Source organism: Pseudomonas sp. AC083, assembly GCF_979253165.1.
In genome coordinates this window covers 135,405-156,403 of the sequence record NZ_CEEDDH010000015.1, presented here as the reverse complement: position 1 = coordinate 156,403, position 20,999 = coordinate 135,405, and the positions used below count along the sequence as shown (strand labels likewise).

Below are 20,999 nucleotides of genomic sequence, written 5' to 3'. Positions count from 1 at the left end.
AATTCTACAGCGTTAATCGCTGCTGTCAACACCTCTTTTTCTCCGCTTTCGACCGAGAAGATCGAACCGTTAAAAGAACCAAACATCACCGCTCTTTCAACTCCTTCCAGGCCTCGATGATCTGAAGCAAGCCGCTGTCGAAAACTGCGTAACTCTTTGAATTACAAGGAGTTTTCCGTTTCGACTGCGCCGGAAGTGGGGCGAATTATAGACCTCTGGAATCTGCCGTCAACCGTTAATTTCGCTTTTCTTGCAGATTCTGCTTTTTACCCAGTAAACGCGGGATTCGCTTCGTCACCGGCGGCAGACGAAGCAGCAAAAGCACGCCACCTATAAAGGCATAAATCGCCCACTCCTCCAGATCAGCCCGGACGATCCACAGCATATGTAGCAAACCCAGCCCCAAAATCAGGTAAACCAAACGATGCAGCTTCTTCCAGCGAGCGCCCAAACGACGCTGACTATAACGATTGGACGTCACCGCCAGTATCAGCAATCCGAGAAAGCCCAGCGCACCAACAATAATGTAAGGCCGCTTGCGCAGCTCAACGCCCAACTGTGACCAATCGAACCCGAGGATAAACGCCATATAGCTGAACAGATGCAGCGTCACATAAGCAAAACACCAAAGCCCTAACTGCCGGCGCACTGCAATCCACCCCGCCCAGCCACTCAGCTTTTGCAACGGCGTCATGCTCAGCGTAATCAACAGCAACACCAGCGTGCCAAGCCCGAGACGATCAACCAGCACCTTGCCCGGATCAGGCCCGAGCAGATCGGCGAACGCTTGATAGAACCACAGCAATGGCCAGATCGCTGTCGCAATGAAAACGCCCACTCGCCAGAACGGATAACGCATCAGTAGTTCTTCCGCAGATCGAGCCCTGTATATAAAGAAGCGACTTCATCCGAGTAGCCGTTGAACATCTGTGTATCGCGCACATTCGGTTTGAACAGGCTGTTCGGCAAGCGCCGCTCGCGCGCCTGGGTCCAGCGTGGATGGTCGACGGTAGGATTCACATTCGCGTAGAAGCCATACTCATCGGCAGCAATGCTTTGCCAGGTGGTCTTCGGCTGCTCGCTGACCAGACTGATGCGCACAATGGACTTCACACTTTTAAAGCCGTACTTCCACGGCACCACCAGACGCAAAGGTGCGCCGTTCTGGTTCGGCAGTTCGCGGCCATACATGCCCACCGCGAGGATCGCCAAAGGATTCATCGCCTCATCGAGACGCAGGCCTTCGACATACGGCCAGTCGATCAAGGCAAAACCGGAACGCTGGCCGGGCATGCTCTTGGGATCCTGCAAGGTTTCGAAGCGGATGTACTTCGCTTTGGAAGTCGGTTCGACCTGCTTGAGCAAGGCCGAGATGGGAAAGCCGATCCAGGGAATGACCATCGACCACGCCTCGACGCAGCGCAGACGATAAATACGCTCCTCCAACTGATACGGTTTCATGAAGTCTTCCAGCGCATAACGCCCCGGCTTACCCACCTCCCCGTCAATCACCACGCTCCAGGGTTCGGTTTTCAGGTCGCCAGCGTTCCTCGCGGGATCGCCCTTGCCGGTACCGAACTCATAAAAGTTGTTGTAGTTCGTCGCGTCTTTATAAGGCGTGATCGCCTCGTCCTTGACGTTGACCGCCCCCCATTGAGTAGAAGGAAGCTTTTCGGCAAACCAGGCCGGAGCCTTGCCGGATTCGACATCAGAGTAGCGAGGGGCATCAGCGGCACTGGCCCAGCGTGGCAGGCTGCTCACGGCAATACCGGCAGCAGTGGCGCCGAGCAATTGGCGGCGGGAGAGATAAATGGCTTCAGGCGTGACATCCGACTCATGGCAGTCGGATGCTTTGGGGATCTTGATCAACATGACAACTCCGCAGCTTAGGAGGACAGGTGCACCCATAGACTGCGGAGTATGCGGGAAATTACATCACTCGGCGTTTTTGTGACGACGAAGACGCAACAGATATTGCACCGGACCGGACGCCGCATAGGCGAGGAACACCAGCAGCAGAATGCGCGGCGGATCACTGAACACGACAGCGAATACCAGCACCACCGCCAGGATCGCCACGAACGGCACGCGACCTTTGAGATCCAGCTCCTTGAAGCTGTTGTACTTGATGTTGCTGACCATCAGCATGCCGGCCGCCGCCACCATCAAGGCCACCAGGAACGACATCTTCGAACCCTGGATGCCGTAATCGCTGAACGCCCAGACAATACCGGCCACCACACCTGCCGCCGCCGGGCTGGCCAGACCGATGAAGTAGCGTTTGTCCGCCGTGCCGACCTGGGTGTTGAAACGCGCCAGACGCAACGCCGCACCCGCTACATAGATGAAGGCGACCATCCAGCCGACCTTGCCCATGTCTCCCAGCGCCCAGCCGAAGGCCAGCAATGCCGGCGCGACGCCGAAGGCGACCATGTCCGACAGCGAGTCGTACTCGGCGCCGAAGGCACTTTGGGTATTGGTCATGCGCGCCACGCGACCATCTAGGCCATCGAGCACCATCGCGACGAAGATCGCGATCGCAGCGAAGGCGAAGTACTTGCTCGCATTCACCGTGTCGCCGGCACTCAAGGCGGCCTGAGCGCTCATCGAGTTGATGATGGAATAGAAGCCTGCGAACAGGTTGGCAGTGGTGAACAGGTTCGGCAGCAGATAGATACCACGATGCCGGACTTTACGACCTTCAGCGTCGTGCCCTTCTTCGATGTGCTCATCGATGGGCAGCAGGCTTTCGGCGTCGGAAGCCTTGTTCGGCTCTTCGGGACGTTCGCTCATGGACATTACCTTGCAACGGTTTGGAAAAAATTCGACAGAAGCTTGAGGACGACAGTTCGGCCACAAACGATGCAGCTTTATACCAGAAGCACCGGCCCAAACGAAAAAACGCGGCCGAGGCCGCGTTTTTCGTACAAGGGACGACGACTCAGTTCTTGGCTTTGTCGACGATCTTGTTGGCACCGATCCACGGCATCATGGAGCGCAGTTGCTCGCCGATGATTTCGATACCGTGAGCGGCGTTGTTACGACGCTTGGCGGTCATCGAAGGGTAGCCGGTTGCGCCTTCGCTGATGAACATTTTGGCGTATTCCCCGTCCTGAATACGTTTCAGGGCGTTGCGCATGGCCTGACGGGATTCGGCGTTGATCACTTCCGGGCCAGTCACGTACTCGCCGTACTCGGCGTTGTTGGAAATCGAGTAGTTCATGTTGGCGATACCGCCTTCGTACATGAGGTCAACGATCAGCTTCAGTTCGTGCAGGCACTCGAAGTAGGCCATTTCCGGCGCGTAGCCAGCTTCAACCAGAGTTTCGAAACCGGCTTTTACCAGTTCAACGGTACCGCCGCACAGAACGGCTTGTTCGCCGAACAGGTCGGTTTCGGTCTCGTCCTTGAAGGTGGTTTCGATGATGCCGGTACGACCGCCACCGACGCCAGCGGCGTAGGACAGCGCAACGTTCTTGGCGTTGCCCGAGGCGTCCTGGTAGATCGCGATCAGGTCAGGGATACCGCCGCCTTTGACGAACTCGGAACGCACGGTGTGGCCCGGGGCTTTCGGCGCGATCATGATCACGTCGAGGTCGGCACGCGGAACAACCTGGTTGTAGTGAATCGCGAAGCCGTGGGAGAAGGCCAGAGTGGCGCCTTTCTTGATGTTCGGCTCGATTTCGTTCTTGTACAGCGAGGACTGGAACTCGTCCGGGGTCAGGATCATGACCAGGTCGGCAGCGGCAACAGCGGAAGCAACGTCGGTCACTTTCAGGCCGTGAGCTTCGGCTTTGGCAACGGTGGCCGAACCTTTACGCAGACCGACGGTAACGTCGACACCGGAGTCTTTCAGGTTGCACGCTTGAGCGTGGCCCTGGGAGCCGTAACCGATGATGGCAACTTTCTTGCCCTGGATGATCGACAGGTCGCAGTCTTTATCGTAGAAAACTTTCATGAATTTCCCCTTATATCCGGCCGTTCAGGCCATGCGCTAATTTGGTTTAGATGCTGAGTACTTTGTCGCCGCGAGCAATGCCGGTCACGCCGCTACGGACGGTCTCCAGAATCGATGCGGTGCCGATGGACTGAATGAAGCTGTCGAGCTTGTCGCTGGTACCGGTCAACTGAACGGTATACACGCTGGCGCTGACGTCGACGATCTGCCCACGGTAGATATCGGTGGTGCGTTTGATCTCGGCGCGCTGGGCGCCAGTGGCCTTGACCTTGACCAGCATCAGTTCACGCTCGATGTGAGCGCTTTCCGACAGGTCCACCAGCTTGACCACTTCGATCAGCTTGTTCAGGTTTTTGGTGATCTGCTCGATTACTTCATCGTGGCCCACGGTGGTCAGCGTCAGACGCGACAGGGTCGGGTCTTCGGTCGGGGCCACGGTCAGGCTTTCGATGTTGTAGTTGCGCTGCGAGAACAGGCCGACTACGCGAGACAGAGCGCCGGGTTCGTTTTCCAGAAGCAGGGAAATAATGTGCCGCATGATTAAGTACGCTCCGTCTTGCTCAGCCACATATCGCGCATGGAGCCGTCTTTGATCTGCATCGGGTAGACGTGCTCGCTGGTGTCGACCGCAACATCGATGATCACCAGGCGATCCTTCATGGCGAAGGCTTCGGCCATCTTCGACTTCAGATCTTTCGATTCGGTGATGCGTACGCCAACGTGGCCGTAGGCTTCAGCCAGTTTGATGAAGTCGGGCAGCGATTCCATGTAGGAGTGCGAGTGACGGCTGCCGTAGCTCATGTCCTGCCACTGGCGAACCATGCCCAGCACACCGTTGTTGAGGATGACGATCTTCACCGGCAAGCCGTATTGCAGGCAGGTCGACAGCTCCTGGATGTTCATCTGGATACTGCCTTCGCCGGTGACGCAGGCAACGTCGTCGTCCGGGAAGCTCAGTTTGATGCCCATCGCGGCTGGCAGACCGAAGCCCATCGTGCCCAGACCACCGGAGTTGATCCAGCGGTTCGGCTTGTTGAACGTGTAGTACTGCGCGGCAAACATCTGATGCTGACCGACGTCGGAGGTCACAAAGGCGTCGCCCTTGGTCACTTCGCAGAGGGTTTCGATCACGGTCTGCGGCTTGATCTTGCTGCCGTCGCCCTTTTCATAAGGGAACAGGCCGCGATCACCGCGCCATTCATCGACCTGCTTCCACCAACTGGCTACGGACTCCTTGTTCGGGGTCTCGCCGATTTCCTTGAGAATCGCGACCATTTCGGTCAGGACGCTCTCGACCGGACCCACGATTGGCACGTCGGCCTTGATGGTCTTGGAAATCGACGCCGGGTCGATGTCGATGTGGATGATCTTGGCGTTCGGGCAGAATTTCGCCGGGCCGTTGATCACCCGATCGTCGAAGCGTGCGCCCACTGCGAGGATCACGTCGGCATGGTGCATCGCCAGGTTCGCGGTGTAGCTGCCGTGCATGCCGAGCATGCCGATGAACTGACGGTCAGTGCCTGGGAAAGCGCCCAGACCCATCAAGGTGTTGGTCACCGGCAGGTTGAGCATTTTTGCCAGTTCGGTCAGTTGCGCGGAGCCATTGCCGAGAATCACGCCGCCGCCGGAGTACAGCACCGGGCGCTTGGCCGCCAACAACATTTCTGCTGCTTTGCGGATCTGCCCGGAGTGACCGCGAACGGCCGGGCTGTAGGAACGCAGCTTGGCTTTTTTCGGAAAAACGTATTCGAACTTTTCGGCCGGATTGGTCATGTCTTTCGGGATGTCGACCACGACCGGGCCCGGACGACCGGATTGCGCCAGGTAGAAGGCCTTCTTCATGACTTCCGGGATTTCCGAAGCATGCTTGATCATGAAGCTGTGCTTCACGATCGGCCGGGAGATACCGATCATGTCGGTTTCCTGGAACGCGTCGGTGCCGACCATGGTGCTTGGCACCTGACCGGAAATGATCACCATCGGAATCGAGTCCATATAGGCGGTGGCGATACCGGTGATGGCGTTTGTGGCGCCTGGACCGGAAGTCACCAATACCACGCCGGCTTTACCGGTGGCACGGGCGTAGCCGTCAGCCATATGGGTCGCCGCTTGTTCGTGACGAACCAGGATGTGGGTCACTTCCGGTTCTTTGAACAGGGCATCGTAAACATGCAGGAGAGCACCACCCGGGTACCCGTAGATATATTTGACGCCTTCGTCACGCAAAAAGCGGACAAGCATCTCACCGCCAGATAAAAGCTCCACGTTGTTCACCTCTAAAACGCCAGAATACCGTCCACAAAAAAGGGGCGGGTCTTAATAGGTTTACTTCTCGGCAGAGCATGAGCGACGGTGGTCGCCGACTACGTCAGCACTGACTGAGCAAGTATTGGGATCGTCCCAAGTGTTGCGGGCCTTTCCCACCCAGCGCGAGGTAACGCGTTGCGGGTGTAACAGGTCGGCGCGGATGTGCGCCTCATGATCTACCGAGTGGGTCTGCTTCTGGCAGTCCCTCTACAGCGGACTTTGGATTCTTCTGTTTCGCCCTCTGCAAGTCAAGTCGTCTGTGTGGTTAATTGTGGGTAAGCACATGAGAACGCAAGAAAAAACCTGAAAAGCGCTACTCTGTTAGCGTCAATTGCGCATTTTTGCCAAGGAATCAGCATGCGAACGCTCCTCCTCACTCTGCTGATCGGCCTCAGCCCGTGGTGCTCGGCCGCTCAAATCTACAAATGGGTCGACGCCCAAGGTGTCACGCATTTCGATGCACAGCCGCCGCAGGGCCAACCGTCCACGACCCTGCAGACGCCCTCCTCGCCCACTCCGAAAGCGGCGCCGATACAGGGCGGCGGGGTACTTGGCGATCAGAAAGCCATTGATGCCAAGGTGAAGAAACAGGTCGCCGAGCAGCAGGCGCAGCTCAAGGCCTTTTGCGAGCAGGCACGCACGAACCTGGCGCAACTGCAGAACAACCCGCGTTTGCGTGAGGAGGTCGAGGGGGATGTGCGCAGGCTCGACGATACACAGCGTCAGGAACGCATCGTCGAAGCGAAGAAGCAGATTAAGGAGAATTGTTCGTAATCGTTTCGAAGGATGTGTAGGAGCTGCCGAAGGCTGCGATCTTTTGACTTGTTGGAAGAGCAAGATCAAAAGATCGCGGCCTTCGGCAGCTCCTACAAAGCTCCTACACAACCGCGCTCAGCGAGATGCAGTGATCAGCAGGTCAAACTCTTTGAGCAGCACCTGCAACTGCCGATCCTTGCCGCCAAGGTTGCGCTGGGCGAAGACCATTTCCGCCATTTCCTGAATGCCCGAGGCGTTCGGCAAGGGCAGATCCTGTTCGAGGATCAGCTTCATGCGCGGCAGGAAGATCCATTGCAGCCATTGCTCGAAGTCCAGCGTGTCGACCGAAAACGGCTCGACACTGCTCAGGGCTTCGGCGGACGGCTGAACTTCATCCCACCAACCCTGGGTGCGCAGCTCGCGTTCGATCAGCAACAGCTGATCGGCGATTTTCGGGAAGCGCACATCCATCACAGGGAAACCTTGGCCTTCTGACGGGCCAGTGCGGCGCCGGCGGAATCGCCTTGTTTCTCACGAGACTGAGCGATGATTTCCCACAGGCTGGCTTGCAGGTCCGGACGACCGTTGGCCATGGTCAGCGCACGACGGGCAAATTGCTCGGCTTGCGGCGCATCGCCCTGGGCCATGCGCACCTGCGCCAGACGGTAAAGCACTTGTGGCTCGCGCGGGGCGACACGTTGCGCCCGCTCCAGGCTGGAAGAAGCACCATTGAGGTCGCCACCGGCCTGTTGCTGTTGCGCGGTGGTCAGCAAGGCGAGTACCGGACCGTCCAGTTGCTCATCCGCCGACAGGCCACCGCCACTGCTGGCCGAAGGAATGCCACTTGGCGTCGACGGCATGCTGTAGCTGCCGGAGTTGATCGGCGCCGACTCAACCGCCGACGGGTTGTAAGGCCCCGACGTGATGCCGCCGGATGCCGGCCCCGGGACGATCGGCGAAGAGCTGATCGGTGTCGACACCGCAGCACCGCCGCCCGGCACCATCACCACCACGCCGGTATCGCCTTGCGGAATCGCCTGAGGCTGGCCCTGCGCCGGGCGCTTGACCGTGGTCTGGCGGAAACCGCCATTGGCACCGATGCGTTCGCTGTTGGACACGGCCGTACCCGAATCCACTACCGGAATGGAACCACGCTGTACGGTGGAGCAGCCGCTGAGCAAAGCCACGGCGGTCACCGCTGGAATCAACCACTTGTTCACTTGAAACCCTCTTTGCTTAATTCATCCAGCCTTTGACCCAGTCCATCACCGACTCCGGCGAGGCAGGTGTTTCGCTTGCACACGCGGCGCCGGGTGGCGGCTCGCTGCCGCGAATATACGGCATCTGTACCGCGCCGGGGCAGTTGGCATCGGAGCCCTGGCCGGTGCGCGAATCGACCCAGGCCTGCACGACGTTGTCCGGCTGCGGCATGTCCAGCGGCAGTGGATCGGCCTTGCGCATGAAACTGGTCCAGACCTGCAGCGCACCGGTGGCCCCGGTGAACGGCGTCTTGCCGTTGTCGTCGCGGCCGAGCCAGACCACTGCCAGCAGATCCTGACTGAAACCGGCGAACCAGCTGTCGCGCGAATCGTTACTGGTACCGGTCTTGCCCGCCAGGGTCAGGGTCTTGGGCAGCACGTTATAAACCGAACTGCCGGTACCTTCACGCATCACCCGCTGCATGGCGTTCTGGATCAGGTAGATCGAGGCCGGGTCGAAACGCTGTTCGATCTGGAACGGATAACGCTTGAGCGGCTCGCCCTCGGCGGTCAGCACGCTGCGAATGCCGCGCATCGGCGTATTGAAACCACCGTTGGCCAGCGTCTGATACATGGTCGCCACTTCGATCGGCGTCATGCCGCCGGCACCGAGCAGCATCGACGGGAACGCCGGGAACTCACGAGTAACGCCCAGGCGACCCACGGTCTTGAGCACATTCGGCACACCGACTTCCAGGCCCAGGCGCGAGGTCGACAGGTTGTAGGAATGCGCCAGGCCCTGATAGAGAAACACCGTACCGTGGGAGCGGCGATCGTAGTTCTGCGGCTTCCACACCTGACCGTTGGCGCCCTTGACCGACAGCGGATCGTCCGACAGCCAACTGGTCAGCGTGTACTGACTCGGCTTCTCCAGTGCGGTCAGATACACCGCCGGTTTGATCAACGAACCAATCGGGCGCACCGCATCCAGTGCACGGTTGAACCCGGCGTAACTGGCCTGACGGCTGCCGATCATCGCCTGGACTTCACCGGTTTCCGGGTTGGTCACGACCATCGCCGCTTCGACGTCATCCGAGCCCTTGCGCCCGGCCAGACGCTTGAACGTGTCATTGACCGAGGCTTCGGCTTTCATCTGCAGAATCGGGTCGAAACTGGTAAAGATGCGCAGGCCTTCTTCGGTCAAGTCTTCGTCGCGGTAGTCCTCGCGCAACTGACGCTTGACCAGGTCGATAAAGCCCGGGAACGAGCTGTCGGCGAGCTTGCCGCGAGTCGTCACGCCGAGCGGCATTTTCTTCGCCGCTTCGACCTGTTCGGGGGTTGCCACGCCTTGCTGCGCCAGCACGTCGAGGACCAGATTACGCCGCTCCAGCGCGCGCTCCGGGTTGCGACGCGGGTTGTAGTAGGACGGCCCCTTGACCATGCCGACCAGCAACGCCACTTGATGCAGTTTCAGTTCGGACAAAGGCTGGCCGAAGAAGAACTGGCTGGCCAGACCGAAACCGTGCACCGCGCGCTGACCGTCCTGGCCGACAAAGACTTCGTTGAGGTAGGCCTCAAGGATTTCCTTCTTGTCGTAATGCAGTTCGAGCAGCAACGCCATCATCGCTTCGGTGAGCTTGCGAGTCAGGCTGCGTTCGCTGGTCAGGTAGAAGTTCTTCACCAACTGCTGGGTCAGCGTACTGCCGCCCTGGGTCATCTTGCCGCCGGAGGTGTTGATCCACACGGCGCGGGCGATCGATTTCGGCGACACGCCCCAGTGGCTGTAGAAGTCGCGGTCTTCGACGGCGATCAGGGTTTCGAGCAAGTACGGCGGCACCTGATCAAGTTTGATCAGGATGCGGTCTTCAAGATTTTTCGGGTAAATGCCGCCGATCATCAGCGGCTCGAGGCGCACCACCGACAGCTTCGAACCGTTGGTCGCGGACAGCTCAGCAACGTAATCGCCGGAGAAGCGCACGCGAACCGGTTGCGGTTTCTCAAGGCCTTCATAGAACTGGAAGCCACGGGTGTTCAGGTCAACCGTATTGCCGCTGACGGCGGCGGCGCCGGGGCCATTGCTCACGGCTTCGCGGCGATAGCCGAGGGCATCGAGTTCGGTGAGGAAATCGTCCTTGCTGAGCTTCTGTCCGACGAACAGCTCGAGCGGGCGCGCGTATACCTTGGCCGGGATGGTCCAGCGCTTGCCGGAGAACTTCTCCTGCACCACGGCATCGAGGTAAACGGCGAAGCCGGCCAGCACTACAAGGCCGACCAGGCTGAGTTTAATGGCCCAGCTCAACCATGGGCTGAGGCCCTTGGCTGGTGGTTTTTTCTTGGTACGGGGGGATCGGGATCGAGTCATGGCGGCGGATTATACGCACTTTATCGATCCTCAACAGGCACGCGCAGAGGTTTGCGTCAGGCGGGCAAGCAGCCATAATGGCCGCCTCGAATTCCCCCGCCTCTGAAGGATCGCCCGTGAGCCAGTCCCTGATCGCTGCCCTGCAAAACCCGGCCCTCTACCCGCATCCCGTCGAAGGATTTCAGGTCATCGAAACTCACATCTCGTGGGTGATCCTCACTGGCCCCTTCGCCTATAAAGTGAAGAAGCCAGTGAATTTCGGCTTTCTCGACTTCACCAGCCTCGATGCACGCGCGCATTTCTGCGCGGAAGAGCTGCGCCTGAACCAGCGTCTGACCGCTGATTTGTATCTGGACGTGTTGCCGGTAACCGGCAGCGTCGAAGCACCACAACTGGGCGGCGACGGCCCGGCTATCGAATACGTGCTGAAAATGCGCCAGTTCCCCCAGAGCGGCTTGCTCAGCACCCTGCAAGCCAATGGCGAGCTGACTACTCAGCACATCGATGCTCTGGCTGAGCAGATCGCGCACTTCCACCTTCACGCACCGAAAGTCCCGGCCGAACACGACGCCGGCACACCGGACAGCGTGATGGCGCCGGTCGCGCAAAACTTCGAGCAGATCCTGCCATTCCTCAGCGACAAAAACGACTTGCTGCAACTTGAGGCATTGAAAGCCTGGGCCGAAAGCAGCTTCGAGCGCCTCAAGCCCCTGTTCGCCCAGCGCAAGGCGCAAGGTTTTACCCGTGAATGCCACGGCGACATTCACCTGGGCAACGCCACGGTCATCGACGGCAACGTGGTGATCTTCGACTGCATCGAGTTCAACGAGCCATTCCGTTTCACTGATGTCTGGGCCGACACCGGTTTCCTCGCCATGGACCTGGAAGACCGTGGCCTGAAATCGTTGGCGCGTCGCCTCATCAGCCAGTACCTGGAACTGACCGGCGACTATGAGGGCCTGGAAGTGCTGAACTTCTATAAAGCCTACCGCGCGCTGGTGCGAGCCAAGGTGGCATTGTTCAGCATGCCGGCCGACGCGACTGCGGTGCAGCGCGCCACCACCCTGCGCCAGTACCGCAACTACGCCAACCTGGCGGAAAGCTACAGCACCATTCCTTCGCGCTTCATGGCCATTACCCACGGTGTTTCCGCAGTCGGCAAGAGCCATGTGGCCATGCGACTGGTCGAAGCACTGGGCGCAATTCGCCTGCGTTCCGATGTCGAGCGCAAGCGCCTGTTCGGTGAGCAGACGGTTACCAACGATGTGCAGGCCGGCATTTACAGCGCCGACGCCAGCGCCGCGACCTACGCGCGCCTGCACGAAATCGCCGAGATAATTCTGCACGCTGGTTTCCCGGTAGTGATCGACGCGACTTACCTCAAGCGCGAGCAGCGCGATAACGCGGCGAAGATTGCCGAAGCCACCGGCGCGCCATTCCTGATCCTCGACTGCAACGCCCCGCAAGCGGTGATCGAGAGCTGGCTGGCGATGCGTCAGGCCGACCAGAAAGATCCGTCCGACGCCACCCTCGCCGTGATCGAAGCGCAGCAGGCGAATCGCGAAGCGCTGACGCCGGAAGAAATCCTGCGCAGCAAACGCGTACAGACCAATGAATCCGGGACACTGGATACCGTAGTCGCGCAGATTCGTCAGCGCCTGCCAGGCCTGTAAAAAACTATTTCGGCCGTGAAGCCCTCGCCCGCTTCACGGCCGTCAAATAGTGGCACTATACTGGCGTCATAAAACCAACAGGTGATCTGACATGAGCCAGCCCAAACTGCTCGACACTCCGCTTTACGCCCTGCTGCACAAAGATGACGTCGCAGGCTTCAACAAGGAACGGCCACTGGATGGTCCGATCGACATGGTCGGCGGCGATTTCCGTGGTCTCGACCTGCGCGAGCTGAACGCCGACGGCGTGGATTTCCGCGATGCGTACTTCCGCTCCGCCGATCTGCGCGGCATCGACTTCCGCAAGGCTTCGCTCGAAGGCGCCAGCCTGGCCCATGCGCAAATCTCCGGGGCGTACTTTCCGCCGGAGCTGAGTGCTGACGAGATTCTGATGTCGATGAATTTCGGCACGCGGTTGCGCTATCGCACCCGCTGAAATCTGGATATCTTCCTGACACCACGCCTTTCCCCTGTGGAAGCGAGCCTGCTCGCGAAGGCGTAGTGTCAGTTGATATCGATTGTGTCTGATACGCCCTCTTCGCGAGCAGGCTCGTTCCCACATTGTTAATCGCCTAACTCGCCTTCCTTCTGCGTTCGCAGGTCTTTCACTCCCCTTTCTTAGAAGCTTTTGCGTCGAATCCGACCAAACAACCACGCTTTTCCTACTGATGGCTACACTGCTGAGAAGCTCGCCCACGCACCATTCGGCCGTCGCAAGGAGGCTTGATGAATGATGAACTGCAACACCTGAAAAATCTTGGCAAGACATCGGCGCAATGGCTGCATGCCGTGGGCATCCACAGCGCCTCGGACTTGCGTCGCCTCGGTGCAGTGGATGCCTACCGGGCCGTGCGTACTCGGGGGTTTCGCGCATCGAAGGTGTTGTTGTATGCGATCGAGGGCGCGTTGATGGACGTGCACTGGAACGATATCCCCGCCGAGCGCAAGGACGCCTTGAACAAACAGCTCGAAGCCATTTCCGCGCGTCACAAGAACTGAACAGGCGCTGACGCCATGTATTTACTGGGGGAACAATCGGCCCACGCCGACGCATTGATCAATCGCTTGCAGAATCTTCCTGGGCAGTGGCTGCAGGATTTGTCGCCGTGCGCGCCGGTCATCGAGCTGGAGGCTACGGACGATCTGTTTGCACAGGTGCCGAGCGATCAGTTGTTTCTGCTGAGCGAGGGCGTGGTACATGGCTGCATCGCGGGCCGTGCGCTGTTCTACTGGCAGGAAGGTGATCTGCTCGGCCTGCAACGTGGCGAGCAATGGAGCGACTGCCGCATTTGCAGCGACAGCGCTGTGCGCCTGGTGCCCTATGGGCGCGCTGAGGTTTTGCAGCATTTGTATGCCGACCCTGATCGAGCGGAGCAGTTGCTGAGCTATCTGCTCGGGCAAATGGCGCTGCTCGCCCATGCCGTGGCCGAGCTGAAACCTCGGGAGTTTCGCAGCACCAACGGCTTCAAACGGGTCGAGGCCGGCGCCGTGCTGATCCAACAGGGCGATGCAGCGGATCATGTCTTTGTGATTATTGACGGGCATGCCGAGGCGTTCCTCGACGGGCACAAGGTAGGCGACGTGGCCAAGGACGAGATTTTCGGCGCCATGGCGTTGTTTACCGGCGAGCCGCGCAACGCTTCGGTGGTGACGTCCGTGCCGAGCACGGTGATGTTGATTCCCGGTGATCAATTTTTGAGCATGACCCGCAGCAATCCGAAGATCGCCCATAGCCTGATTGAGGGAATGGCTCGACGCATCGGCCAGTTGAATCGCCAGATCACGCAGTTGACGACGCAGCGCACCTAGCGCAATGCCCTTTATTCACAGGGCCTCACCACCGCTCGCAAAACTAAATTACAGATTTGCGAAATCAGCGGTTGACGCGGTAATGAGAATCGCTATGATTATCACAACTGGTCGCGAGATCAGTCGATATTCTGAAAAGCCCTTGGTTCGGACTCTCAGATTATCTCCTCATCAGGCTAATCACGGTTATTTGACCCGGTTTTTTACCGGGTCTTTTTTTGCCTGTGGAAAAGTCATTTAGCGAATTGTTGGCGCATCTGCTCGCAGTAATCCGGCTTCGGCCTGGCCGGCGTGTACCAGACGTAATCGGCCATCGCCGCCGATACCGCAGCGCCCTGCTCGGCCAGCATCAATACGATTGGCGCCTTGCCAGCGCCGAGATCCAACAGATGCAGCGGCACGCCGACATCCTTGCGCGCATGCCAGGCACCGGCCAGCAGAATCGAAGGCATCGGCGCCGCCAGCATGCGTTCGGCCATGCGTCGATCACGCTGCTGCTGAATTGCCAACATCGCAGGCATCTGTGATTCGGGCAGCAAGCCGCAGTGGGATTCACTGATTTGCCCAAGCAAGGTTTTTTTAACCGAAAGCGCATTACTGCGCGGACCGTTCAGAGCAGGTGGATTGCGGTAGAACGCGCGGATTTCGCTGTCATCGAGATTGGCCGCCAGCAACGGATACGGCTGCGACAGGGCAAAGCGCACGATTGGCCCGTAAAGATTCCAGTCCCAGCCCTCTTGCCAGGCCAATGCCGCGGGCAGATCTGCCGGAACGGATTTCGACTGGCGTGCCGCATCGACTTTCGCTTGTTGAACCGGCGAAAGCATTTCCAGCAGCAGACTGCCTTGCGCTCGCTGCTCGCCGAGCGACTGCAACAGCCACAACTGTGCGGCATGGTGATCGGCGTTGTCGTGCTGCTCACCGATGATCAAACGCTCAGGCTCAGCCAGACGCGTCAGCAATTGCTGCGCCGTAAGTACCTCGCCGCTGCGCAGATCGCGGATATCAGCGCCCACTGGCGGAGCCGCCACGTGCTGACACCCCGCGAGCAACACCAGCGCCAACAACCACAATCCACGCATGCAACACCTCAATGATGATTCAGCGGGCGATGATCAGCGGATGCCCACGCTCCGGGTGCGGCTGCACCAAAACCTCCAGGCCGAACACCGCTTTGAGCGTTTCCGGACGCAGCACCTGCTGCGGAGTATCCAGCGCAACCGGGCGCCCCTCCTCCAGCAACAGCACGCGATCACAATAGCGCGCCGCCAGATTCAGATCATGCAGGATCACCAGCACCGCCGCGCCGCGATCGGCGAACTCGCGCACCGCCTGCAAGGTGGTGTGCTGATGCAGCGGATCGAGCATGGATGTCGGTTCGTCGAGCAACAGGGTTTGCCCGGCCTGACCCGGCCAGAGTTGCGCCAGCACCCGCGCCAGATGCACGCGCTGACGCTCGCCACCGGACAATGCCAGATAGCTGCGCCCACCCAAGTGACCGGCATCGGCGGCGGCCAGCGCTGCCGCGACGATTTCATCATCACGTACGCGCCCGGTCTGGTACGGCAAACGGCCCATGCCGACGACCTCTTCCACGGCGAAGGCAAAATCCAGCGTCGAAACCTGCGGCAACACCGCCAGTCGTTGTGCCCGCTGCGTTCCGCTCCAGTGGCTCAACGTCTGACCATCGAGCGAGACATTGCCGTCGCTGGCGGGCAACTCACCACACAAGGCGCCGAGCAAGGTGCTTTTGCCGGCGCCGTTCGGTCCCAGCACGCCAAGCACTTGACCGGGTTCGAGCCTGAGCGTGACTCCACTGAGCACAGCCTTGCGGCCACGGCGGACATGCAGATTGTGCGCAGACAACATCAGGCACGCCCTCGCAGCAGCAGATAAAGGAAGAACGGCGCGCCGATAAACGCGGTGACAATGCCGATCGGCAACTCCGCCGGCGCCAGCGCCAAGCGCGCCACCAAATCGGCGAGTAATAACAGGCTTGCACCGGCCAGCACCGAGGCTGGCAGCAGAACTTTGTGATCCGGGCCGGCCAGCAGGCGCACCAGATGCGGCACCACCAGCCCGACAAAACCGATCATGCCCGCAGCCGCCACCGCCGCGCCGACACCCAGCGCTGTACAGAACACCAGTTCGCGCTTGAGCCGTTCGACATCGATGCCCAGATGACCGGCCTCGGATTCACCGAGCAACAAGGCATTCAATGCCTTGGCCCGACGCGGCAGCCACAGCGCCACGCCGATGGTGATGATCAGCAAGGGCCACAGCCGCGCGTAACTGGCGCCGTTGAGGCTGCCGAGGTTCCAGAAGGTCAGGGTGCGCAGCGTCGCGTCATCGGCCAGATAAGTGAACAGGCCGACCGCCGAACTGGCCAGCGCCGTCAGCGCGATACCGGCCAGCAACATGGTCGCCACGTGGGTCTGACCGTTGCGCCGGCCCAGCCGATAGACCAGCGCCGTCACCCCAAGACCACCAAGAAACGCACACACCGACAACAGATACGGCCCGAACCACTCCGGCAGGCCGCCGAATAAAGAACCGCCGACAATCGCAATCGCTGCGCCAAGTGCCGCGCCACTGGACACCCCGACCAGCCCCGGATCGGCCAGCGGATTACGAAACAGACCCTGCATCGCCACGCCGGACAGCGCCAGCACGCCACCGACCGCCAAGCCGAGCAAGGTTCGCGGCAGGCGGATCTGGCCGAGAATCAGCTCGGCCTGCTCCAGCCCCTCCGGCGCCAGCGGCACGCCAACCAGACGCAGCGCGGCGCGCAAAGTGTCAAACAGCGGCAGGCTCACCGGCCCCAATGCCAGCGACAGCCAGATCGCGAGCAGACACAACAATGTCAGGCCGATGAACAAGCCACGGGGTTTGACCAGTGTGGTCATTGGCCGCCCTTGGCCGGGTAGAAACCGTCCGTCAGGGTTTGCAAAGCAGCCGGCAACCGTGGCCCGAGACCGCCAACCAGCAGCGTCGGATCCAGCTCCATCACCCGCCCGCTCTTGGCAGCACGGCTGGAATTGAGGATCGGGTTTTCCTTGAACAATGCCGCTTTTGCGGCCTCGCCGGTCAGCGCACGGTCAGCGAACACCAGCACTTCGGGATCGAGGCTGGCGAGGGATTCGACAGAAAACGGTTTGTAGCCGCTATGCGTCGCAAGGTTGTGCCCGCCAGCCTGTTGCAGCAACCAATCGGCGGCAGTGTCCTTGCCGGCGATCAACGGCTTGCCGCCAGCGTGCCCGAGCAACAGCAACACGCCCGGAGCTTTCTGCGTGGCCTGCACTTGGGCAACGCGCGCTTTCTGCGCCTGGAGCTGCTGTTGATAACTCTGCAGCAGCTGCGCTGCCTGGCTTTGTGCGCCGAGCAACTGGCCCAGATGAGTGACATTCTTTTCCAATGTCGGCAGATCAGGCTGGGCTGAAAACAACTCGACCTTGACCTTGGCCGCTTTGACTTGCGCCAGAACCGGCGGCGGGCCCATTTCTTCGGTACCGACCAGAATGTCCGGGCGCAGGCTCAAGATGCCTTCGGCCGACAGGCTGCGCTGATAACCAATACTCGGCAGGGCCTGCAACGATTGGGGATGCTGACTGGTGGTGTCGACCCCAACCAGTTTTGACTCGCCACCCAGCGCGCTGACCCATTCCGACAGCGCGCCGCCAGCGCTGACCCAGCGTTGCGGTAAATCCGCTGCGCTCGCCTGATGGCTGAGAAAAAGGCCGACGCACAGTACGGCAACGCGGGTTTTCAGGCGCATACGCAGCTTCCTTGAACAAGGTTTCCCGGGCATCGGCGCAGCGAGCCAAGTATCCTCGGCAACGGCCAGACTCCCTGTGGGAGAAGGTCGCCATTTGATAATTGTTTGCATTTGAACGTCAAGCTCGGACATATCCAGACACGAGCGGACATTTGAGGATAGCCATGAAGTTTCTCTGCGCCGGCAGCGATCTGGCCGAAGCCGGCAGTCGCGGTTTCGAAATCGAAGGCAAAAAGCTGTTTGCCGTGCGTCGTGGCGGCAAGGTGTTTGTCTATTTCAATCGCTGCCCGCACCGGGGCGTCGGGCTGGAATGGCAGCCCGACCAGTTTCTCGATCCGAGCAATAGCCTGATCCAGTGCGCTACCCATGGCGCACTGTTTCTGATCGAGGACGGCGAATGCGTCGCCGGCCCCTGCGCCGGGCAGTCGCTCACGGCAATTGAATGCCGGGAAGATACACAAGGCGTGTGGGTCGACGTTTAACCGTTTAGCCGCACGTCGAGTCGGCGGTCGATGACCATTTCTTCGTGGTCAAGGCGCACACCGTAGGCCAACACCTCAACACCGCAGGCGACCGCTTCACGCAGCGCCTCGGCGTAAGCCCAATCGATTTCCTCGGCCGGGCGCACGGCATCGATGCCGGTGAGGTTCACGCAGTACAACTGCACCGCCCGAATGCCGTCGCGCGCCAGATGCGCCAGCTCGCGCAGATGTTTGGCGCCGCGCTGGGTCACCGCATCGGGAAACGCCGCCACCGCCGTGCCGTCGAAGCCGAGGGTGACGCTTTTGACTTCGACATACGCCGGGCCGCTGGGGTATTCGAGGCGGAAGTCGATGCGACTTTTTTCCTGTCCGTAGGCAACCTCACGCTTCAACGCGGTAAAGCCGTTCAACTCGGTGATCACGCCCGCCTGCAAGGCTTCTTCGACCAAGCCGTTGGCGCGCCCGGTGTTGACGCAAAACAGCCGGCCCTGCGGGGTTTCGCCAATTTCCCAAGTGCCGGGCAATTTGCGTTTCGGGTCATTGGAGCGACTGAACCAGACCTGCCCGCCCTCGACCTGGCAATTGAGCATCGAACCGGTGTTGGGGCAGTGAATGGTCAGCAATTCGCCGCTAACGGTTTCGATATCGGCGAGAAAACGCTTATATCGGCGAATCAGCCGCGCTTCTTCCAGAGCAGGATAAAAGCGCATCAGCCTTGCCAGCTCTTCAAGCCGCGCGCAATGCGCTCAACCGCTTCCTGCAAACGTGCGAGGTTCTGTGTGTAAGCGAAACGCACGTGATGGCCGGCTTGATAACGACCGAAATCCAGTCCCGGCGTAAAGGCAACGTGCTCGGTTTCGAGGAAATGTCGGCAGAATGCGAAGGCATCACCGCCGAAACGGCTGATATCGGCGTACAGATAAAACGCGCCTTCCGGCTCAACGGCGATGTTGAAACCGAGTTCACGCAGCGCCGGCAGGAGGAAGTCGCGACGGCGCGCAAACTCGGCGCGGCGTTCTTCGAGAATCGCAATGGTGGCCGGCTCGAAACAAGCCAGTGCCGCGTATTGCGCCATGCTTGGCGCGCTGATGTAGAGGTTCTGCGCGAGTTTTTCCAGCTCGCTGACCGCCGCATCCGGTGCGACCAGCCAGCCCAGGCGCCAGCCGGTCATGCCGAAATACTTGGAGAAACTGTTGAGGACAAATGCGCTGTCATCGACTTCCAGCACACTGGCGGCATCGGTGCCGTAAGTCAGGCCGTGGTAGATCTCATCCACCACCAAATGCCCGTGTCTGGCCTTGATCGCTGTGGATAATCCGCCCAGTTCATCGCGGGTCAGCAAAGTGCCCGTCGGGTTGGCCGGCGAAGCGACAAGGGCGCCGACACTGTCGTGATCCCAATGCCGCTCGACCAGATCCGGGGTCAGTTGATAACGCACCTCCGGCCCGACCGGCACCAATTGCGCCGCGCCTTCGACCAGCCGCAAGAAATGCCGATTGCACGGGTAGCCGGGGTCTGCCAACAGCCAGTGTTTACCCGGATCGACCAACAGGGCACTGGCCAGCAACAGCGCGCCGGAGCCGCCCGGCGTGATCAGAATCCGCCGTGGGTCGATATTCAGACCGTAACGCGATTGGTAGAACCCGGCGATCGCCTCGCGCAGTTCGGGAATGCCGCGGGCGGCGGTGTAACGGGTCTTGCCGGCGGTCAACGCGGCTTGTCCGGCGCGGATGATCGGCTCGGCGGTGGTGAAGTCCGGCTCGCCGATTTCCAGATGGATCACGTCGTGGCCTTCGGCCTGCAATTCATTGGCCCGCGCCAGCAGCGCCATCACATGGAACGGTTCGATCGCACGACTGCGCGTACTGTAGGGGCCCATTGGAATGCCTTCGACGGAAAAAAGAGACGATTCTACCTGTCTGCCGGAACGAGCGAGAACCCGTGAAGGTCACAGCCTCAAGAACGCTGGACTGTAACGATCTGAACGTACGCTCCAGGATTGACTAAAATCAGTGATTGAACAGGTCTCCCTTCCCACAGACACGGCTTGTCAGACATCTGCAAGCGCCACCCGCCGGGGGCTCGACATCCGGGAGTAGCGCAGGCTGATTTGATCTGGTAAGTTCGCCCGCTTGCAGCCGCAGGGCCGGCAGGTGTCGGTGATGGAGCAATCCTGCGCAATGGATTACAAGAGTAGAGGCGGTCTATTTCATGTCCACCCAAGCAAAGCAACAGCAGAAAGACACGATCAGCGGCTTCGAACCTTATGTTTCGAAGGCGGGTGAAGAGTACATGGGCGCTCCAATGCGCGCGCACTTCACCAAGATCCTGAACAAGTGGAAACTGGACTTGATGCAGGAAGTCGACCGCACGGTTGATCACATGAAAGACGAAGCGGCCAATTTCCCTGACCCGGCCGACCGTGCCAGCCAGGAAGAAGAGTTCGCCCTCGAACTGCGCGCCCGCGATCGCGAGCGCAAGCTGATCAAGAAAATCGACAAGACGCTGCAACTGATCGAAGACGAAGAGTACGGCTGGTGCGAGTCCTGCGGCATCGAGATCGGCGTCAAGCGCCTCGAAGCCCGCCCGACAGCGGATCTGTGCATCGACTGCAAGACCCTTGCGGAAATCAAGGAAAAGCAGGTCGGCAAGTAATCTCGGCCTGAACGAAAAACGGA

22 protein-coding genes are annotated in these 20,999 nt (G+C 60.0%); 7 read left to right on the top strand and 15 right to left on the bottom strand.

Annotated elements, in window-relative coordinates:
- Positions 1-235: 235 nt before the first annotated feature.
- The 6 genes from msrQ to AC0IXA_RS20720 all read right to left on the bottom strand — a co-directional run bounded on the left by msrQ (position 236) and on the right by AC0IXA_RS20720 (position 6,223).
- A complete protein-coding gene (msrQ, locus tag AC0IXA_RS20745; protein ID WP_400558069.1) occupies positions 236-859 on the bottom strand; it encodes a protein-methionine-sulfoxide reductase heme-binding subunit MsrQ in 624 nt (207 codons plus the stop codon).
- Positions 859-1,872 carry a protein-methionine-sulfoxide reductase catalytic subunit MsrP gene (gene msrP / locus AC0IXA_RS20740; RefSeq protein ID WP_024014317.1) on the bottom strand — a complete coding sequence of 338 codons (1,014 nt, stop codon included), beginning with the start codon at positions 1,870-1,872 and terminating at the stop codon, positions 859-861. Before msrP ends, msrQ begins: the two co-directional genes overlap by 1 nt.
- 63 nt (positions 1,873-1,935) lie before the next feature.
- A complete protein-coding gene (gene pssA / locus AC0IXA_RS20735; protein WP_471814418.1) occupies positions 1,936-2,793 on the bottom strand; it encodes a CDP-diacylglycerol--serine O-phosphatidyltransferase in 858 nt (285 codons plus the stop codon).
- A 148-nt stretch (positions 2,794-2,941) separates the two neighbouring features.
- Positions 2,942-3,958 (bottom strand): ketol-acid reductoisomerase, encoded by a 1,017-nt coding sequence (ilvC, locus tag AC0IXA_RS20730; protein WP_003228216.1) that lies wholly within the window; start codon positions 3,956-3,958, stop codon positions 2,942-2,944.
- A 46-nt stretch (positions 3,959-4,004) separates the two neighbouring features.
- Positions 4,005-4,496 (bottom strand): acetolactate synthase small subunit, encoded by a 492-nt coding sequence (gene ilvN / locus AC0IXA_RS20725; protein ID WP_003176102.1) that lies wholly within the window; start codon positions 4,494-4,496, stop codon positions 4,005-4,007.
- Between the two features lie 2 nt (positions 4,497-4,498).
- Positions 4,499-6,223, bottom strand: coding sequence for an acetolactate synthase 3 large subunit (locus tag AC0IXA_RS20720; protein ID WP_039761986.1), 1,725 nt, complete (start codon positions 6,221-6,223; stop codon positions 4,499-4,501).
- Positions 6,224-6,622: 399 nt separating this feature from the next.
- Between AC0IXA_RS20720 and AC0IXA_RS20715 the strand changes: the two genes are divergently transcribed.
- On the top strand, positions 6,623-7,039 hold the full coding sequence (locus AC0IXA_RS20715) for a DUF4124 domain-containing protein (protein ID WP_471814417.1): 417 nt from the start codon (positions 6,623-6,625) through the stop codon (positions 7,037-7,039).
- 117 nt (positions 7,040-7,156) lie between these two features.
- On the opposite strand, the gene AC0IXA_RS20710 is transcribed toward AC0IXA_RS20715, so the two are convergent.
- The 3 genes from AC0IXA_RS20710 to mrcB are packed head-to-tail and all read right to left on the bottom strand — an operon-like array spanning position 7,157 to position 10,582.
- Complete coding sequence (locus AC0IXA_RS20710; protein ID WP_341639191.1) at positions 7,157-7,492, bottom strand: YqcC family protein; 336 nt, start codon at positions 7,490-7,492, stop codon at positions 7,157-7,159.
- Positions 7,492-8,241, bottom strand: a complete 750-nt coding sequence (locus tag AC0IXA_RS20705) for a tetratricopeptide repeat protein (protein ID WP_263471300.1) — start codon at positions 8,239-8,241, stop codon at positions 7,492-7,494. The genes AC0IXA_RS20710 and AC0IXA_RS20705 overlap by 1 nt, the downstream gene beginning before the upstream one ends.
- A gap of 16 nt (positions 8,242-8,257) precedes the next feature.
- Entirely contained in the window at positions 8,258-10,582 is a 2,325-nt protein-coding gene (gene mrcB / locus AC0IXA_RS20700; protein ID WP_016773178.1) for a penicillin-binding protein 1B, read from the bottom strand.
- 116 nt (positions 10,583-10,698) lie between these two features.
- On the opposite strand from mrcB, the gene AC0IXA_RS20695 reads away from it, so the two are divergent.
- From AC0IXA_RS20695 to AC0IXA_RS20680, 4 genes are all read left to right on the top strand, one after another.
- Positions 10,699-12,255, top strand: a complete 1,557-nt coding sequence (locus tag AC0IXA_RS20695) for a bifunctional aminoglycoside phosphotransferase/ATP-binding protein (protein WP_341639193.1) — start codon at positions 10,699-10,701, stop codon at positions 12,253-12,255.
- A 91-nt stretch (positions 12,256-12,346) separates the two neighbouring features.
- Complete coding sequence (locus AC0IXA_RS20690; protein WP_073475441.1) at positions 12,347-12,691, top strand: pentapeptide repeat-containing protein; 345 nt, start codon at positions 12,347-12,349, stop codon at positions 12,689-12,691.
- 290 nt (positions 12,692-12,981) lie between these two features.
- Complete coding sequence (locus AC0IXA_RS20685; RefSeq protein WP_016773175.1) at positions 12,982-13,254, top strand: TfoX/Sxy family protein; 273 nt, start codon at positions 12,982-12,984, stop codon at positions 13,252-13,254.
- A 15-nt stretch (positions 13,255-13,269) separates the two neighbouring features.
- Entirely contained in the window at positions 13,270-14,064 is a 795-nt protein-coding gene (locus AC0IXA_RS20680) for a Crp/Fnr family transcriptional regulator (protein WP_471814416.1), read from the top strand.
- Positions 14,065-14,297: 233 nt separating this feature from the next.
- Here the strand turns inward: AC0IXA_RS20680 and AC0IXA_RS20675 are convergent, their stop codons facing one another.
- Genes AC0IXA_RS20675 through AC0IXA_RS20660 form a run of 4 tightly spaced genes read right to left on the bottom strand, consistent with a single transcriptional unit; the run spans position 14,298 to position 17,839 of the window.
- The gene (locus tag AC0IXA_RS20675) at positions 14,298-15,146 is read right to left on the bottom strand and encodes a ChaN family lipoprotein (protein WP_471814415.1); all 849 of its coding nucleotides are present in this window, start codon (positions 15,144-15,146) and stop codon (positions 14,298-14,300) included.
- A 19-nt stretch (positions 15,147-15,165) separates the two neighbouring features.
- Positions 15,166-15,933, bottom strand: a complete 768-nt coding sequence (locus AC0IXA_RS20670; protein ID WP_125918138.1) for a heme ABC transporter ATP-binding protein — start codon at positions 15,931-15,933, stop codon at positions 15,166-15,168.
- Positions 15,933-16,916 carry a FecCD family ABC transporter permease gene (locus tag AC0IXA_RS20665; protein ID WP_191622376.1) on the bottom strand — a complete coding sequence of 328 codons (984 nt, stop codon included), beginning with the start codon at positions 16,914-16,916 and terminating at the stop codon, positions 15,933-15,935. The genes AC0IXA_RS20670 and AC0IXA_RS20665 overlap by 1 nt, the downstream gene beginning before the upstream one ends.
- Before the next feature lie 50 nt (positions 16,917-16,966).
- Positions 16,967-17,839, bottom strand: a complete 873-nt coding sequence (locus AC0IXA_RS20660; protein WP_341639197.1) for a heme/hemin ABC transporter substrate-binding protein — start codon at positions 17,837-17,839, stop codon at positions 16,967-16,969.
- Positions 17,840-18,003: 164 nt separating this feature from the next.
- On the opposite strand from AC0IXA_RS20660, the gene AC0IXA_RS20655 reads away from it, so the two are divergent.
- On the top strand, positions 18,004-18,321 hold the full coding sequence (locus AC0IXA_RS20655) for a Rieske (2Fe-2S) protein (protein WP_016773170.1): 318 nt from the start codon (positions 18,004-18,006) through the stop codon (positions 18,319-18,321).
- Here AC0IXA_RS20655 and sfsA read toward each other — a convergent pair.
- Both sfsA and AC0IXA_RS20645 read right to left on the bottom strand, forming a co-directional pair.
- The gene (sfsA, locus tag AC0IXA_RS20650) at positions 18,318-19,031 is read right to left on the bottom strand and encodes a DNA/RNA nuclease SfsA (protein WP_024014329.1); all 714 of its coding nucleotides are present in this window, start codon (positions 19,029-19,031) and stop codon (positions 18,318-18,320) included. The two genes, AC0IXA_RS20655 and sfsA, sit on opposite strands and share 4 nt — an antisense overlap.
- Positions 19,031-20,200 carry a pyridoxal phosphate-dependent aminotransferase gene (locus AC0IXA_RS20645; protein ID WP_471814414.1) on the bottom strand — a complete coding sequence of 390 codons (1,170 nt, stop codon included), beginning with the start codon at positions 20,198-20,200 and terminating at the stop codon, positions 19,031-19,033. Before AC0IXA_RS20645 ends, sfsA begins: the two co-directional genes overlap by 1 nt.
- 332 nt (positions 20,201-20,532) lie before the next feature.
- On the opposite strand from AC0IXA_RS20645, the gene dksA reads away from it, so the two are divergent.
- Positions 20,533-20,976, top strand: a complete 444-nt coding sequence (gene dksA, locus AC0IXA_RS20640; RefSeq protein ID WP_016773167.1) for an RNA polymerase-binding protein DksA — start codon at positions 20,533-20,535, stop codon at positions 20,974-20,976.
- Positions 20,977-20,999 lie beyond the last annotated feature (23 nt).